The sequence below is a fragment of the Pandoraea pulmonicola genome (assembly GCF_000815105.2).
GTDB classification, from domain to species: domain Bacteria; phylum Pseudomonadota; class Gammaproteobacteria; order Burkholderiales; family Burkholderiaceae; genus Pandoraea; species Pandoraea pulmonicola.
On sequence record NZ_CP010310.2, the window covers coordinates 3,810,750 to 3,823,464 of the forward strand.

Annotated in this window: 10 protein-coding genes; 4 read left to right on the forward strand and 6 right to left on the reverse strand. The window is 63.9% G+C overall.

From position 1 onward, the window contains the following. Nucleotides 1-158 precede the first annotated feature (158 nt). Together RO07_RS16250 and RO07_RS16255 are read right to left on the reverse strand one after the other, a co-directional pair. A complete protein-coding gene (locus RO07_RS16250; RefSeq protein WP_039412394.1) occupies nucleotides 159-1,055 on the reverse strand; it encodes a polyprenyl synthetase family protein in 897 nt (298 codons plus the stop codon). A 78-nt stretch (nucleotides 1,056-1,133) separates the two neighbouring features. Continuing rightward, entirely contained in the window at nucleotides 1,134-1,400 is a 267-nt protein-coding gene (locus tag RO07_RS16255) for an exodeoxyribonuclease VII small subunit (protein ID WP_039412397.1), read from the reverse strand. Nucleotides 1,401-1,628: 228 nt separating this feature from the next. Here RO07_RS16255 and RO07_RS16260 point away from each other — a divergent pair, with 228 nt between their 5' ends. The 3 genes from RO07_RS16260 to RO07_RS16270 all read left to right on the forward strand — a co-directional run bounded on the left by RO07_RS16260 (nucleotide 1,629) and on the right by RO07_RS16270 (nucleotide 5,017). After that, on the forward strand, nucleotides 1,629-2,744 hold the full coding sequence (locus tag RO07_RS16260; protein WP_039412399.1) for an aromatic ring-hydroxylating oxygenase subunit alpha: 1,116 nt from the start codon (nucleotides 1,629-1,631) through the stop codon (nucleotides 2,742-2,744). 359 nt (nucleotides 2,745-3,103) lie between these two features. After that, complete coding sequence (locus RO07_RS16265) at nucleotides 3,104-3,958, forward strand: DMT family transporter (protein WP_039412401.1); 855 nt, start codon at nucleotides 3,104-3,106, stop codon at nucleotides 3,956-3,958. A gap of 174 nt (nucleotides 3,959-4,132) precedes the next feature. Beyond that, nucleotides 4,133-5,017 carry a sulfurtransferase gene (locus RO07_RS16270; protein WP_039412404.1) on the forward strand — a complete coding sequence of 295 codons (885 nt, stop codon included), beginning with the start codon at nucleotides 4,133-4,135 and terminating at the stop codon, nucleotides 5,015-5,017. A 300-nt stretch (nucleotides 5,018-5,317) separates the two neighbouring features. Here RO07_RS16270 and RO07_RS16275 read toward each other — a convergent pair whose 3' ends face one another. The 4 genes from RO07_RS16275 to polA all read right to left on the reverse strand — a co-directional run bounded on the left by RO07_RS16275 (nucleotide 5,318) and on the right by polA (nucleotide 11,965). Next, nucleotides 5,318-6,139: a ZIP family metal transporter gene (locus tag RO07_RS16275; protein ID WP_052267385.1), complete on the reverse strand. Its 822-nt coding sequence runs from the start codon at nucleotides 6,137-6,139 to the stop codon at nucleotides 5,318-5,320. A gap of 211 nt (nucleotides 6,140-6,350) precedes the next feature. Next, nucleotides 6,351-7,226 carry a dienelactone hydrolase family protein gene (locus tag RO07_RS16280; protein ID WP_039412407.1) on the reverse strand — a complete coding sequence of 292 codons (876 nt, stop codon included), beginning with the start codon at nucleotides 7,224-7,226 and terminating at the stop codon, nucleotides 6,351-6,353. Between the two features lie 379 nt (nucleotides 7,227-7,605). Then, nucleotides 7,606-9,027, reverse strand: coding sequence for an NAD(P)/FAD-dependent oxidoreductase (locus RO07_RS16285; protein ID WP_039415793.1), 1,422 nt, complete (start codon nucleotides 9,025-9,027; stop codon nucleotides 7,606-7,608). A gap of 199 nt (nucleotides 9,028-9,226) precedes the next feature. Continuing rightward, entirely contained in the window at nucleotides 9,227-11,965 is a 2,739-nt protein-coding gene (gene polA, locus RO07_RS16290; RefSeq protein ID WP_039412410.1) for a DNA polymerase I, read from the reverse strand. Between polA and RO07_RS16295 the strand changes: the two genes are divergently transcribed. After that, nucleotides 11,966-12,700, forward strand: coding sequence for an LOG family protein (locus RO07_RS16295; RefSeq protein WP_039412413.1), 735 nt, complete (start codon nucleotides 11,966-11,968; stop codon nucleotides 12,698-12,700). The last annotated feature ends 15 nt before the right edge of the window (nucleotides 12,701-12,715 follow it).

The following is a 12,715-nucleotide window of genomic DNA, read 5'->3' on the forward strand; positions in this document are numbered from 1 at the left end:
TTTATCGGGCAGCGCCCCCTGTGCACTGTCCCGATCTCCTGCCGGCGTTCTGTGGGGAGATGCGCCGACCCTCCTTGCCCCTTGCTTGTGTCTACTGCAACCGCCCCGGGGATCTCGCGATCCCTGACTACCCGGGGGCCGTCCTGAAACCCGTCCGCTCAGTTGATGCGATCGACCACGTAATCGGCCAACGCACGCAGACGGTCCGCGTTGCCCAGCGACCCGCTCGCCTTGTGCGCATCGGCCCGTAGCTTTTCGGCGTAGGCGCGCGCGCCCTCCAGGCCCATGAGCGATACGTACGTCGGCTTGTCGTTGGCGGCGTCCTTGCCCGCCGTCTTGCCCAGCGTGGCGGAATCGGCGGTCGCGTCGAGAATGTCGTCCACCACCTGGAAGGCCAGTCCGACGGCGGCCGCATAGGCGTCGAGCGCCACGGTCTCGTCGTCCGACAGCGCACGACCGCAGATTGCCCCCATACGCAACGATGCGCGCAGCAGCGCACCCGTCTTCAGGCGGTGCATGTTCTCCAGTTGCGTCTGGGTAAGCTTGATGCCGACGCTCTCCAGATCGATCGCCTGGCCGCCGGCCATGCCGAGCGCGCCCGAGGCCAGCGCCAGTTCGCGCACCAGCGCGAGCGACTGGGCAGCACTCAGATCGCCCGTGGCTTCGCCCAGCAGCACGAACGCCTGCGTCTGCAGCGCGTCGCCGGCCAACAGGCCGGTCGCTTCGTCATATTGCACATGCACCGTGGGCTTGCCTCGGCGCAACTCGTCGTCATCCATGCACGGCAGGTCGTCGTGCACCAGCGAATAGGCGTGAATCATCTCCACGGCGCACGCGGCGCGATCGAGCGCCGACTCGCTGGCCTGCGTCACTTCGCCCGCGGCGAAGCACAGCAGCGGACGCACGCGCTTGCCGCCGCCGAGCACGGCATATCGCATCGATTCATTGAGTCGCGCCGAGCCGCCATCGACCGCCTTGGGCAGCGCGGCGTCGAGCGCCTGCTCCACACGGGCCTGTACTGCCTGCATCCAGGCCTTGATATTCTGATCCGCCATCGTCTTCGTCCTGCACGTACCCTTCAGGCCGTGCGTGTCATTGAGTCGCCCCGGGAGTCTTCCCGGGCCACCGGGTCGTTACTCGTCGCGTGTCGCTTCGAGCGGCTTGAGCGTCTCGCCTTCAAGCACCTTCACTTGCTGCTCCACCTTCTCGAGCAGGCCCTGGCAGTACTTCACCAGAACGGCGCCGCGGCGATATGCGCCGAGCGATTCCTCCAGCCCCAGCTCACCGCCCTCCATGCGCCCCACCAGGCGTTCGAGCTCGGCGAGCGCGGCCTCGTAGGTCTCGGGCAGGTCTTGCGGTACGTCAGGTACCGCGTCTTGCGACTTTGCAGTCTTGGCCATAAACGCAAAATTCGGGTCGAATGTTCCATTTTACGGCAAAAGCTCGATAGCTCGCAGAGCGTAAATTGCCTCAAAACGGCGTGCGATGACAATTTTCGGACAATATTTAACGCAAATCATAGACTTAGCAGCCCCGTGCTTCGCATACCGGGTATAATCGTCGGTTCCCCTAAATCGATTTTTCGATGGTTGGGTAGTTCACTGCTTTCAAGCTCGACGGGAGTGGGAATGTCCAATCTAAGCAGCGCTTTGCAATTGAAACCGGCTTCGAGCCAATTGCCGGTCTACACGTATTTCGACGAGGCACTCCTTGCCCGTGAACGTGAAGTCCTCTTCAAACACGGCCCCCGCTACGTGGGCCATGAACTGATGGTCCCGGAAGCAGGCGACTACTTCGCCCTGCCGGCCGAGCAAGAAGGTCGCATGCTGGTTCGCAACGGTGCGGGCGAGCATGGTGGCGTCGAACTGCTCTCGAACGTCTGCCGCCATCGTCAGGCGGTCATGCTCAATGGTCGCGGCAACGCACGCAATATCGTCTGTCCGCTTCATCGCTGGACCTACGATACGAAGGGCGAATTGCTCGGTGCACCGCACTTCCCCGAGAAACCCTGCCTGAACCTCGGCAAATTCCCGCTGCAACGCTGGAACGGCCTGTTGTTCGAGGCGGAAGGCCGCAATGTGCAGGCCGATCTCGCACGACTTGGCGTCGAACACCATCTCGACTTCTCGAACTTCATGTTCGATCACGTCGAAGTGCACGAATGTAACTACAACTGGAAGACGTTCATCGAGGTCTATCTCGAGGACTACCACGTTGTGCCGTTCCACCCCGGTCTGGGCAGCTTCGTTTCGTGCGAAGACCTGCGCTGGGAGTTCGGTGACTGGTACAGCGTGCAGACGGTGGGCGTGCATGACGGTCTCGCCAAACCGGGAAGTCCGATCTATCGCAAGTGGCACGACGTGCTGCTGCGCTATCGCGAAGGCGTGCCGCCGGACTTCGGCGCCATCTGGATGGTGTACTACCCGCATCTGATGATCGAGTGGTATCCGCACGTCCTCGTGGTGTCCTGGCTGATTCCGCGCGGACCGCAGAAGACGACGAACATCGTCGAATTCTATTACCCCGAGGAAATCGCACTCTTCGAGCGCGAGTTCATCGAAGCGGAACGTGCCGCCTACATGGAAACGGCTCGCGAGGACGACGAGATCGCCGAGCGCATGGACGCCGGGCGTCGCGCATTGTTCGAGCGCGGCGTGTCCGAAGTCGGCCCGTACCAGAGCCCGATGGAAGATGGCATGCAGCACTTCCATGAGTTTCTGCGCCGTCAGATGGGAGATTTCTGATCCCCTTTCCCTGGGGCGGCAGAAAGTGGCGGAAGACGGCAAGGTAACGACGAACGAAGAGATCGTCTCACCGGATGAGAAATGCCGCGCACTCGCTTGGGACGACGCAGTGGATGCCACTGTGGCGCGGGCGAGACTGAATTAAATATTTGCCGAAAAATTCGCGAAACGGCGGGCCATGCGCCCGCCGTTTTCGTTAGAATCGTCGCCATGCTTTGCATATGACCCTGCGGCAGCGATTCATGCTGCGAGCAGCGTCGGCATCCGGCATAAGTCGCTCCTCGTCGCGGCTTCGCCGCTCGTTTGTTGCCCATCGTGGCCCTTCGTAGCCTCTTTGCCGTCCAACGGCCCCATTCGCCATGCAATCGCTCTGGATGTTGGTCTCCGCCTTCATGTTCACGTTGATGGGGCTCTTCATCAAACTGGCGGCAAACGAGTACAACACCGGCGAAATCGTTCTCTACCGCAGCCTGATCGGCGTGATCGTATTGCTGATCATTTCGCGCGCGCGTGGGCAGACGATCCGCACCCGGCACCTCGGATCTCATGTCAAACGCAGTACCGCGGGCGTCATCTCGCTCGGCCTCTGGTTCTATTCGCTCACGCAATTGCCGCTATCGACGGCGATGACGCTCAACTACATGTCGCCGATCTGGATCTCGCTGATCGTGATGGCGACCGCCGCGATGCGCGGCAGCCTGCGCACCGACTTCCGGCTCGTTGCCGCCATCTTCGCGGGCTTTGTCGGCGTGGCCCTTCTGCTGCAGCCGACCCTCGACAGTCAGGCGTGGGGCGGGGGCATTGCCGGTGTCGTCTCCGGGGTGTTTTCGGCGATCGCGTACATGCAAGTGAAGGAATTGGGCGCGGCCGGCGAGCCCGACTGGCGCATCGTCTTCTATTTCTCGCTGGGCGGGGTACTGTTGGGCCTGGGCTGGGTCGCGATCGAAGACCTGCACCCGCTCACGTGGCGCGGCGCCGGCCTGATGCTCGGTGTCGGCATTGCCGCCCTCATCGCCCAAACGGCGCTCACGCGGGCCTTCAGCCTCGGCAACACGCTCGTGACTGCGAATCTGCAATATTCCGGCGTAATCTTCGCTACACTGATCAGCATGCTCGTCTGGAACGATTGGCCCGCACTTGCCGGCTGGATCGGCATGCTGCTCATCGTGCTGAGCGGCATGACGGCACTGCGCCGCCCGTCGGCCACCACCTGATCGGGACGTACGGGTGCGACGGCCTCCGCCGCAACCGCAATCGCCCTTCCGGTGCCGACGGCGACACACGGCACATTGCGCCAATGCGGTGTCGCAGCGTCAGCCCATCCTCCTGACTAGCCGCTCGGTCAGTTCCCGCTGAACGATTCCCTCACGCCCGTCTGCGGAGACGTCATGGTTCACACGCACTTCACCACGCTCATCAGCCCGCAAAATCTCGACGCGCTGATGCAAACCGCCGCCGGTGGCGGCGCCCCGGTGATCATCTTCGATTGCCGTTTCGATCTCGCCGATCCCAAGGCCGGGGAGGCGGCCTATGTCGACGGTCACATCTTCGGCGCGTTCTACGCGCACCTCGACCACGATCTGTCCGGCACCACCACGGGCAAGAACGGCCGCCACCCCCTGCCCGATCGCGATGCGCTCGTACGCCAGCTTGCGGCGTGCGGTTTGTCGAAGGGGCAGCAGGTCGTTGCCTACGACGCCCAGGGCGGCATGTACGCCGCGCGCCTGTGGTGGTTGCTACGCTGGCTGGGTCACGAGTCGGTCGCCGTGCTCGACGGTGGGCTGCAGGCTTGGCTGGCCGCAGGCTTCAAGCTCGACACCGCGCCGCCCGAAGCCCCACCCGAGGGCGACTTCGTCCCGGGTGAGCCGCTGGCCACCACGGCCGACGCCGCGGCCATCGAACGGAACCTCAGTTCGCACGAACGGTTGGTCGTCGATGCGCGCGCCCCCGACCGCTATCGCGGCGAGAACGAGACGCTCGATCCGATCGGCGGCCACATTCCCGGCGCCGCGAATCGCTTCTTCAAGGACAACCTCGGTCCGGATGGACGCTTCAAGCCCGCCGCGACTCTACGTGAAGAATTCATGCAGGTCCTCGGCAAGGACCGGCAGTCCGAGCGGGTGATTTCGCAATGCGGATCGGGGGTGACGGCGTGCCACAATCTACTCGCCATGGAAATCGCCGGGCTGCACGGCGCCAGCCTCTACCCGGGATCGTGGAGCGAATGGTGCGCCGACAAGCGCCGCCCGGTGGCAACCGGCGCCCAACCGTAATTCGCTGCCTGATTCGCGCTGCCGTGTACTCGTAGCGGCAAAAGGGCACCTATCGGGACCAATGCCGTTCAGTTAAGGCGAAAATGCCGCTTCGACGCAAATCGAAGCGGCATTTTTTACGGTGTTTCGTGGCCCTTCGTCGATCGGACCAGCAACAAACACGATTCACTGAACGGCATTGCCCCCTCGGGACACCCTTTTCCATTCCGTGGACACTACGCCGAAGCGCAGTTTCGCCTTTACCCGGCACGTGGCGCCGAATGGAGCAGGGTAACGCCCTGCCCGTCCACCGTCTGGCGCCTACCGCCCGGAGATGACGATTTCGCTCACCGCCTCCGACGACGCCATTGCCATCGCACTGCCGCCCTTGCCGTGGTCATGATCGTGACCATGTTCGTGATCGTGACCGTTGAGCCACACCACGAGGGCCAGTCCCACAACGATAAGCAGAATCTGCGGAAGCGCGTCGCGCGGTGAGGTGCGGCGCTGCATCTGCGGCATCAAGTCGGACACGGCGATGTAGATGAAGCTGCTTGCCGCGAGCGCCAGCAAATACGGAATCAGACTCTGCAGACGATCGAGCATGAAGTACCCAAGCACCCCGCCGGCGAGCGCCGTCAGGCTGGAGGCCAGCGTAAGCACCAGCGCCTTGCGACGCTTGAACCCCGCATTGAGCAGCACCATGAAGTCGCCAAGCTTGTGCGCCACCTCGTGCACGGTGATCGACACCGTCGCCGCCACACCCAGGCGCGGATCGGTGAGGAACGCCGCGGCGATCACCACCCCATCGGCGAAATTGTGGATGGCGCTGCCCACCAGAATCATCCAGCCGCCCTTGCCCGCTTCGTGTGCGTCATGACCGTGCTCGTGATGGTGGCCATCGCCCTCGTGATGATGGCTATGACGCAGCAACGCCAACTTCTCCAGCAGGAAGAAGCCGAGCAGTCCGCCCAGCAGCCAGCGGGTGATGACGTGCGCGTCGACGTGCGACTCCAGACTTTCCGGCAGCAGATGCAGCAAGGCGGTGCCGAGCAGCACGCCCGCCGAGAAGCTGACCATCTTGTCGATGAGCTTCGAGAGCAGCCCGAGCGACAGCGACGCCGCCCCGGCGAGGCTCAGCACGCCGGAAGCCAGCGTGGCAATGACAATGAAAACAAAAATGGCGTCGATGACGATTCTCCCGCAGGCAAGCCGGCGATTTAACCAGCTTTTGCCGTCACAGGCAAACGGCGGTTAGCGTGGGCCGAGAGCGCCCCGGACGGACATCCAGCGCGCCCCGCCCTCCAGCCGTTTGCCCGGTCGGCACCTGACTCGGGCCGGCCGCCCGCGCGGCTCAGGCCACCCCGTGTTTGCGCAGCCAGTCGAGCGCGAGCGTCCAGCCCTCCTTGGCATCCGCCTCGACGTAGCTCGCGCGGTAATCGGCAAAGAACGCATGCCCCGAGTTCGGGAACACCTTGAGCACGGAGGCCTTCGACGCGGCATTGCCCTTCATCAGCGCGGCATGCGCCTGCTCCACGCTCGCCACCGGAATGCCGGTGTCCTTGCCGCCATAGAGGCCGAGCAACGGCCCGTGCAACTCGCCTGCGATGTCGATCGGATTGCGCGGGAAGTTGGCACTCTTGTCGCCGACGATACGTCCGTACCAGGCCACCGCGGCCTTCACGTTCGGGTTGTGCGCGTCGTAGAGCCACGTCACACGACCGCCCCAGCAGAAGCCCGTGATACCGAGACGCTTCTCGTCGCCCCCGTTGGCCACCGCCCATTTCACCGCCGCGTCGATATCGCTCATCACTTGCTTGTCCGGCGTCTTGGCGACGATCTGCGATTGAATCTCGGCGATCGTGCCCAGCGACTGCGGATCGCCGGCCCGCGCGAACAGCTCCGGTGCGAGCGCGAGATAACCGAGCTTGGCGAAACGTCGGCAGATGTCGGCGATGTGTTGATGAACGCCAAAGATCTCCGAGACGACCACGACCGTCGGCAGATGCGTCTTGCCTGCCGGCTTCGCGTAGTAGACGGGCATCTTGACGCCGGGCACGTCGAGCATGGCTTCGCCGGCGTCGAGCCCCTGCGTGTCGGTCGTGATGGTTTGCGCCGCGACCGGCAGCACCGCGAGGGCAAACGCCGAACCCACGGCGGTCTTCAGAAAATCGCGCCGGTTGCGCGGCGCCACTTCGGGCACGAGACTATCCAGATCCGCTTGCGACATGTCGCACTCCACGAAAAAGAGTCGGTAAGAAGTAGGTCAGGGAAACGTCAACAGAGACTCGGGACGAGCCGCCGGCGAAGGCAGCGCGCCGATCGCGCAAGCCTTGGAAAGCGCGGCGGCGCACGCGAACCGCACGACCGGAGCCGGACGTTCGGATATTACTAGAAAGGGGGAGGCGATTGCACTCGGACGAGGGCGCGACGCGGCTCGGACATTTCCGAGATCGCATCCCACGCGCAAACCGGCGACAGGCGCAGTGACAAGCACAATGGCGGGAAGGGAGCGACGAGCAGGACCGGGCGCGGGAGAACCACACACGCACCGGCAGCCGAAAATGCAAACGGGCAACGGCTCGCGCCTTCATCGATACCGCAAACCCTCAATGCAGCTTCACGCGCGGCACGGTCGAGCGGCGCAGACGGTTGGCCACGGTGTCGAGCATCATGCGCCACACGCCGTGCAGCGCCGCCACATGCATGCGATAGAGCGAGGTGTACATCACCCGGGCGAACAGCCCCTCGATGAACATGCTGCCGCCGATAAGACCGCCCATCAAGTTGCCGACCGCGCTGAACTTGCCCAGCGAGACGAGCGAGCCAAAATCGCGATAGGTGAACGTCGGCAGGCTGCGCCCATCGAGGCGCGCGTCGATGGCCTTGACCAGAAAACTCGCCTGCTGGTGCGCTGCCTGCGCGCGTGGCGGCACGAAACCGTGCCCGGGCCACTCGCAGCTCGCACAGTCGCCGAATGCGAAGATATCCGGGTCTGTCTTGCTTTGCAGCGTCGGCAGCACTTCGATCTGATTCAGACGGTTGACCGCCAGCCCCAGCGTGCCGAGCACCGCCGGAGCCGTGATACCCGCGGACCAGACGGTGATGTCGGCAGGCAGCACCTTGCCGCCGGTCGTGGTCACTTCGTTCTTGCGGACCTCGGCCACCGAATCGCCACACAGAATGTCGACGTCGAGCTTGCCGAGCAAACCGGCCACGGCGCCCGACACACGCTCGGGCAGCGCCTTGAGAATGCGCGGACTCGACTCGATGATCGTGATGCCGACATCCTTGCGCGGGTCGAGCTTCAATCCATAGGAGCGCAGCACTTCGGCCGTATTGCGCAACTCGGCGGACAACTCCACCCCCGTCGCGCCAGCACCGACGATGACGAGATTGACCTTGGGATGCGCTCTGTCCGCCGACACCACCGACACCGGTGACGTCTGTGACGCCGGCGCCGATGCCGCCGACTCGACGTCGCTCTTCTCGGAAGACGGCGGCGGCCCGGCCGGCGCCACGTCGAGCGCCGTCGCCTCGGTGGCGTTCTGCGCACGCACGCACACGGCCATCAAGCGCCGACGGAAGCGTTCGGCCTGCTCGACAGTATCCAGCGCGATGGTGTTTTCCTGGGCGCCGGGCACGCCGAAGAAGTTGGTGGTGCTGCCAAGAGCGAGCACCAGCGTGTCGTAGGGCAGCGTGCGCTCGGGCAGCAGGTCGCCCTCGCCCTCGTCGGCCGCCGCCGGGACGGCCGCCAGTCGAATCGTCCTGGCCTCGCGATCGAGCCCGATCATCTCGCCCACCGCGAACTCGAAGTGATGCCAGTTGGCTTGCGCGACGTAAGAGAGCTGGTGCGTCGCCGTGTCCATCACGCCGGCCGCCACCTCATGCAGCAGCGGTTTCCAGATGTGCGACAGCGAACGGTCGACCAGCGTTATCTGGACGTCCTTGCCACGCCCGTACTTGTCGCCCAGGCGGGTGACGAGTTCAAGACCGCCGGCGCCGCCGCCGACCACAACGATGCGATGCACACTCACGATGACTCCCAGTGCTTGTAAAACCGTCCAGCCGGTCAGCATTTGCATGACCGGCGATAGCGATTACCTTACCGCAGAGTACGGACCTCGGGTATGCCTGCCGCCCTATTACCGTTATTGGGTGACGCCGATTTCCACGCGTCCCAGACGGATCGCCCCTTCGCCAAACGGACGGGAGCGCCGCCGCTCGCCGTTAATGAGCCTTTTCCCAGTTCTCGCCCACACCGACCTCGGCCACGAGCGGCACGCGCAATTTCGCCACGCCGCACATCAGTTCCGGCAAGCGCTTGCAAACTTCGGCGAGTTCGTGATCGGGCACTTCGAGCACCAGTTCGTCGTGCACCTGCATGATCTGACGCGTCTGCAGGCCACTATCGTCCAGCCAGCGCTGCACGGCGATCATCGAGAGCTTGATGAGATCGGCCGCCGTGCCCTGCATCGGCGCATTGATGGCGGCGCGCTCGGCGGCCTGCCGGCGCGGACCGTTGCCGCCGTTGATGTCGGGCAGCCACAGGCGGCGGCCGAACACCGTCTCGACGTAACCGCGCGCCTTGGCGCTCTTGCGCGTCTCGTCCATATACCGCGCCACGCCGGGGTAGCGCATGAAATAGCGATCGATGTACTGCTTGGCGGCGTCGCGCTCGATGCCGAGGTTCGCTGCCAGACCGAACGCGCTCATGCCGTAGATCAGACCGAAATTGATGACCTTGGCATAGCGGCGCTGCTCGGACGAGACTTCCAGCGGCGTGACCGCGAAGATTTCGGCGGCCGTCGCGCGGTGAATGTCCTCGCCATTGGCGAAAGCGCGCAGCAGGCTTTCGTCGCCCGAGATATGCGCCATGATGCGCAATTCGATCTGCGAGTAGTCGGCCGACACCAGTTGGCTGCCCGGCGGCGCCACGAACGCCTCGCGAATCCGTCGGCCCTCGGTCGTGCGCACCGGAATGTTCTGCAGATTGGGATCGTTTGACGCGAGCCGGCCCGTGATTGCCACGGCCTGCGCGTAATTCGTATGCACGCGCCCCGTCGACGGATTGACCATCTTGGGCAGTTTGTCGGTGTAGGTCGACTTGAGCTTCGCGAGGCCGCGATACTCCAGCAGCACCTTCGGCAGGGGATAGTCTTCGGCAAGCTTCTGGAGCACTTCTTCATCGGTCGACGGCGCACCGCTCGCGGTCTTCTTGACGACCGGCAGTTGCAGTTGCGTGAAGAAAATGTCACCGATCTGCTTCGGTGAATTCAGATTGAACTGCTGCCCCGCCAACGTAAACGCTTCCGCTTCGAGCGCGATCAGCTTGTGGCCGATTTCATCGCTCTGCGCGGCGAGCCGTGCCGTGTCGACGAGCACGCCATTGCGCTCCATGCGCTGCAGCACGCGCGCCGTCGGCATCTCGATATTGCCGTAGACGAACTCCAGCGTGGCTTCGCGCGCGACATCGGGATAGAGCGCACGGTGCAGGCGCAGCGTGATGTCGGCATCCTCCGCGGCGTACTGGGTGGCAAGTTCGACGCTGACCTCGTCAAAGCCGATCTGCTTCGCGCCCTTGCCGCATACGTCCTCGTACTTGATCGTGGACACGCCGAGATGGCGCGACGCCAGGCTGTCCATGTCGTGACTGCGGTGCGACTCGACCACGTACGATTCGAGCAGCGTGTCGTGGGCGATACCGCGCAGCACGATACCGTAGTTCTCCAGCACGTGGGCGTCGTACTTGAGGTTCTGACCGACCTTCTTGCAATCCGGATTCTCGAGCCAGCCCTTCAGGCGTGCCAGCACTTCGTCGCGCGGCAGTTGTTCGACTTCGCCCGGCGCGCGGTGCGCCACCGGAATGTAGGCGGCGCGCCCCGGCTCGCACGAGAACGACAGGCCGACGAGTTGCGCCTGCATGGCGTCGAGCGAAGTGGTTTCGGTGTCGAACGCGGTCAGCTCGGCCGCCTCGATGGTCTTGAGCCACGCGTCGAACTGCTCCCATGTGAGCACCGCTTCGTATTGACGCTCGATCGTGTCGGTCGCCGGTGCCGGCGCCGCCTCGCCCGCCTGCGTGGCGAGCGCCGTCTCGGCCTCGCGCAACAGCGTCTTGAAACCGTGACGCGCGAAGAAGTCGCGCAAGGTTTCGGCGTCTTCCGGCTGGGTCTGGAGGCTCGCCTCGATCGAGGTGACCTGCGGCGTGAGATCGCAGTCGAGCGCCACGGTCACGAGCTTGCGGCCCATTGGCAGCCAGTCGAGCGCGCGACGCAGGTTCTCGCCGACCGCCCCTTTCACTTCGGCGGCGTTGGCCACGAGGTTGTCGAGATCGCCGTACTGCGTGAGCCACTTCACGGCGGTCTTCGGGCCGCACTTCTCCACGCCCGGCACGTTATCGACCGTGTCGCCCACCAGCGTGAGGTAATCGACGATGCGCTCGGGCGGCACGCCGAACTTCGCGGTCACGCCAGCAACGTCGAGCGTTTCGTTCGTCATCGTGTTGACGAGCGTCACGCGGTCGTTGACCAGTTGCGCCAGATCCTTGTCGCCGGTGGAGACGATCACGCGCATGCCGAACTCGGTGGCGCGCCTGGCGAGCGTGCCGATGACGTCGTCGGCTTCCACGCCGTCGATCATCAGGAGCGGCCAGCCCATTGCGCGCACGGCCTCGTGAATCGGCTCGATCTGCAGACGAAGATCGTCCGGCATCGACGGACGGTTGGCCTTGTATTCCGGATACCAATCGTCGCGAAACGTCTTGCCCTTGGCGTCGAAAACGCAAGCGCTATACTCTGCATGTACGTCTTTACGCATGCGGCGCAGCATGTTGACGATGCCGTGCAACGCGCCCGTGGGTTCGCCATTGGGGCCGCGCAAATCCGGCAGGGCGTGGTAGGCTCGATAAAGATAACTCGAACCATCGACCAATAAGAGCGTCTTACCTTCCAGACTTTGCTGTTCCGACATATGACCAAGAGAAGAAAAGAGATACCGAGTCTGCGCATGCTGGCAGACCATGAACGCGCCACGGCCAAAAAGGCGCGCGCGTCGTGGCAAATGTTCACGATTATGGCAGAGTTCATCGAGGCCACCGAGTACCTGTCGGAGATCCGTCCGGCCGTCAGTATCTACGGCAGCGCGCGCATCAAGCCGAAGTCCCCGTTCTACAAACTGACGATGACCATCGCCCGGAAATTCTCGGACAGTGGCTTCGCCGTGATCTCCGGCGGCGGGCCCGGCATCATGGAAGCGGCCAACAAGGGGGCGCACGGCGGCGCGTCGCCGACGGTGGGCCTGAACATCGAGCTGCCGCACGAACAGAAGGGCAATCAGTACCAGGACATCTCGCTGCGCTTCCGTCACTTCTTCACGCGCAAGGTCACGTTCGTGAAGAATTCGGACGCGTTCGTGATCATGCCCGGCGGCTTCGGCACGCTCGACGAACTCTCCGAAGTGCTCACGCTCATCCAAACGCAGAAGTCCCGGCATGTGCCCGTCATCCTCGTCGGCACGGAGTTCTGGAAAGGGCTGCTCGACTGGGTACGCTCGACCATGCTGCCGATGGGACTCATCAGCGAGAAGGATCTGGATCTGGTGCAGGTGATCGACGATCCCGACGAAATCCTGAAAGCCGTGTTCGCGTTCTACGACGGTCACATCGAGCCCGAGACCGAAACCAGCGAGAAGATGTTCTATCTGTGATCGCCATCGCCTGCG

Bases quoted from the DNA above. Each gene is read 5' to 3' on its own strand.
- RO07_RS16250 (WP_039412394.1), bottom strand. From the start codon at position 1,055: ATGGCGGATCAGAATATCAAGGCCTGGATGCAGGCAGTACAGGCCCGT.
- RO07_RS16255 (WP_039412397.1), bottom strand. From the start codon at position 1,400: ATGGCCAAGACTGCAAAGTCGCAAGACGCGGTACCTGACGTACCGCAA.
- RO07_RS16260 (WP_039412399.1), top strand. From the start codon at position 1,629: ATGTCCAATCTAAGCAGCGCTTTGCAATTGAAACCGGCTTCGAGCCAA.
- RO07_RS16265 (WP_039412401.1), top strand. From the start codon at position 3,104: ATGCAATCGCTCTGGATGTTGGTCTCCGCCTTCATGTTCACGTTGATG.
- RO07_RS16270 (WP_039412404.1), top strand. From the start codon at position 4,133: ATGGTTCACACGCACTTCACCACGCTCATCAGCCCGCAAAATCTCGAC.
- RO07_RS16280 (WP_039412407.1), bottom strand. From the start codon at position 7,226: ATGTCGCAAGCGGATCTGGATAGTCTCGTGCCCGAAGTGGCGCCGCGC.
- polA (WP_039412410.1), bottom strand. From the start codon at position 11,965: ATGTCGGAACAGCAAAGTCTGGAAGGTAAGACGCTCTTATTGGTCGAT.
- RO07_RS16295 (WP_039412413.1), top strand. From the start codon at position 11,966: ATGACCAAGAGAAGAAAAGAGATACCGAGTCTGCGCATGCTGGCAGAC.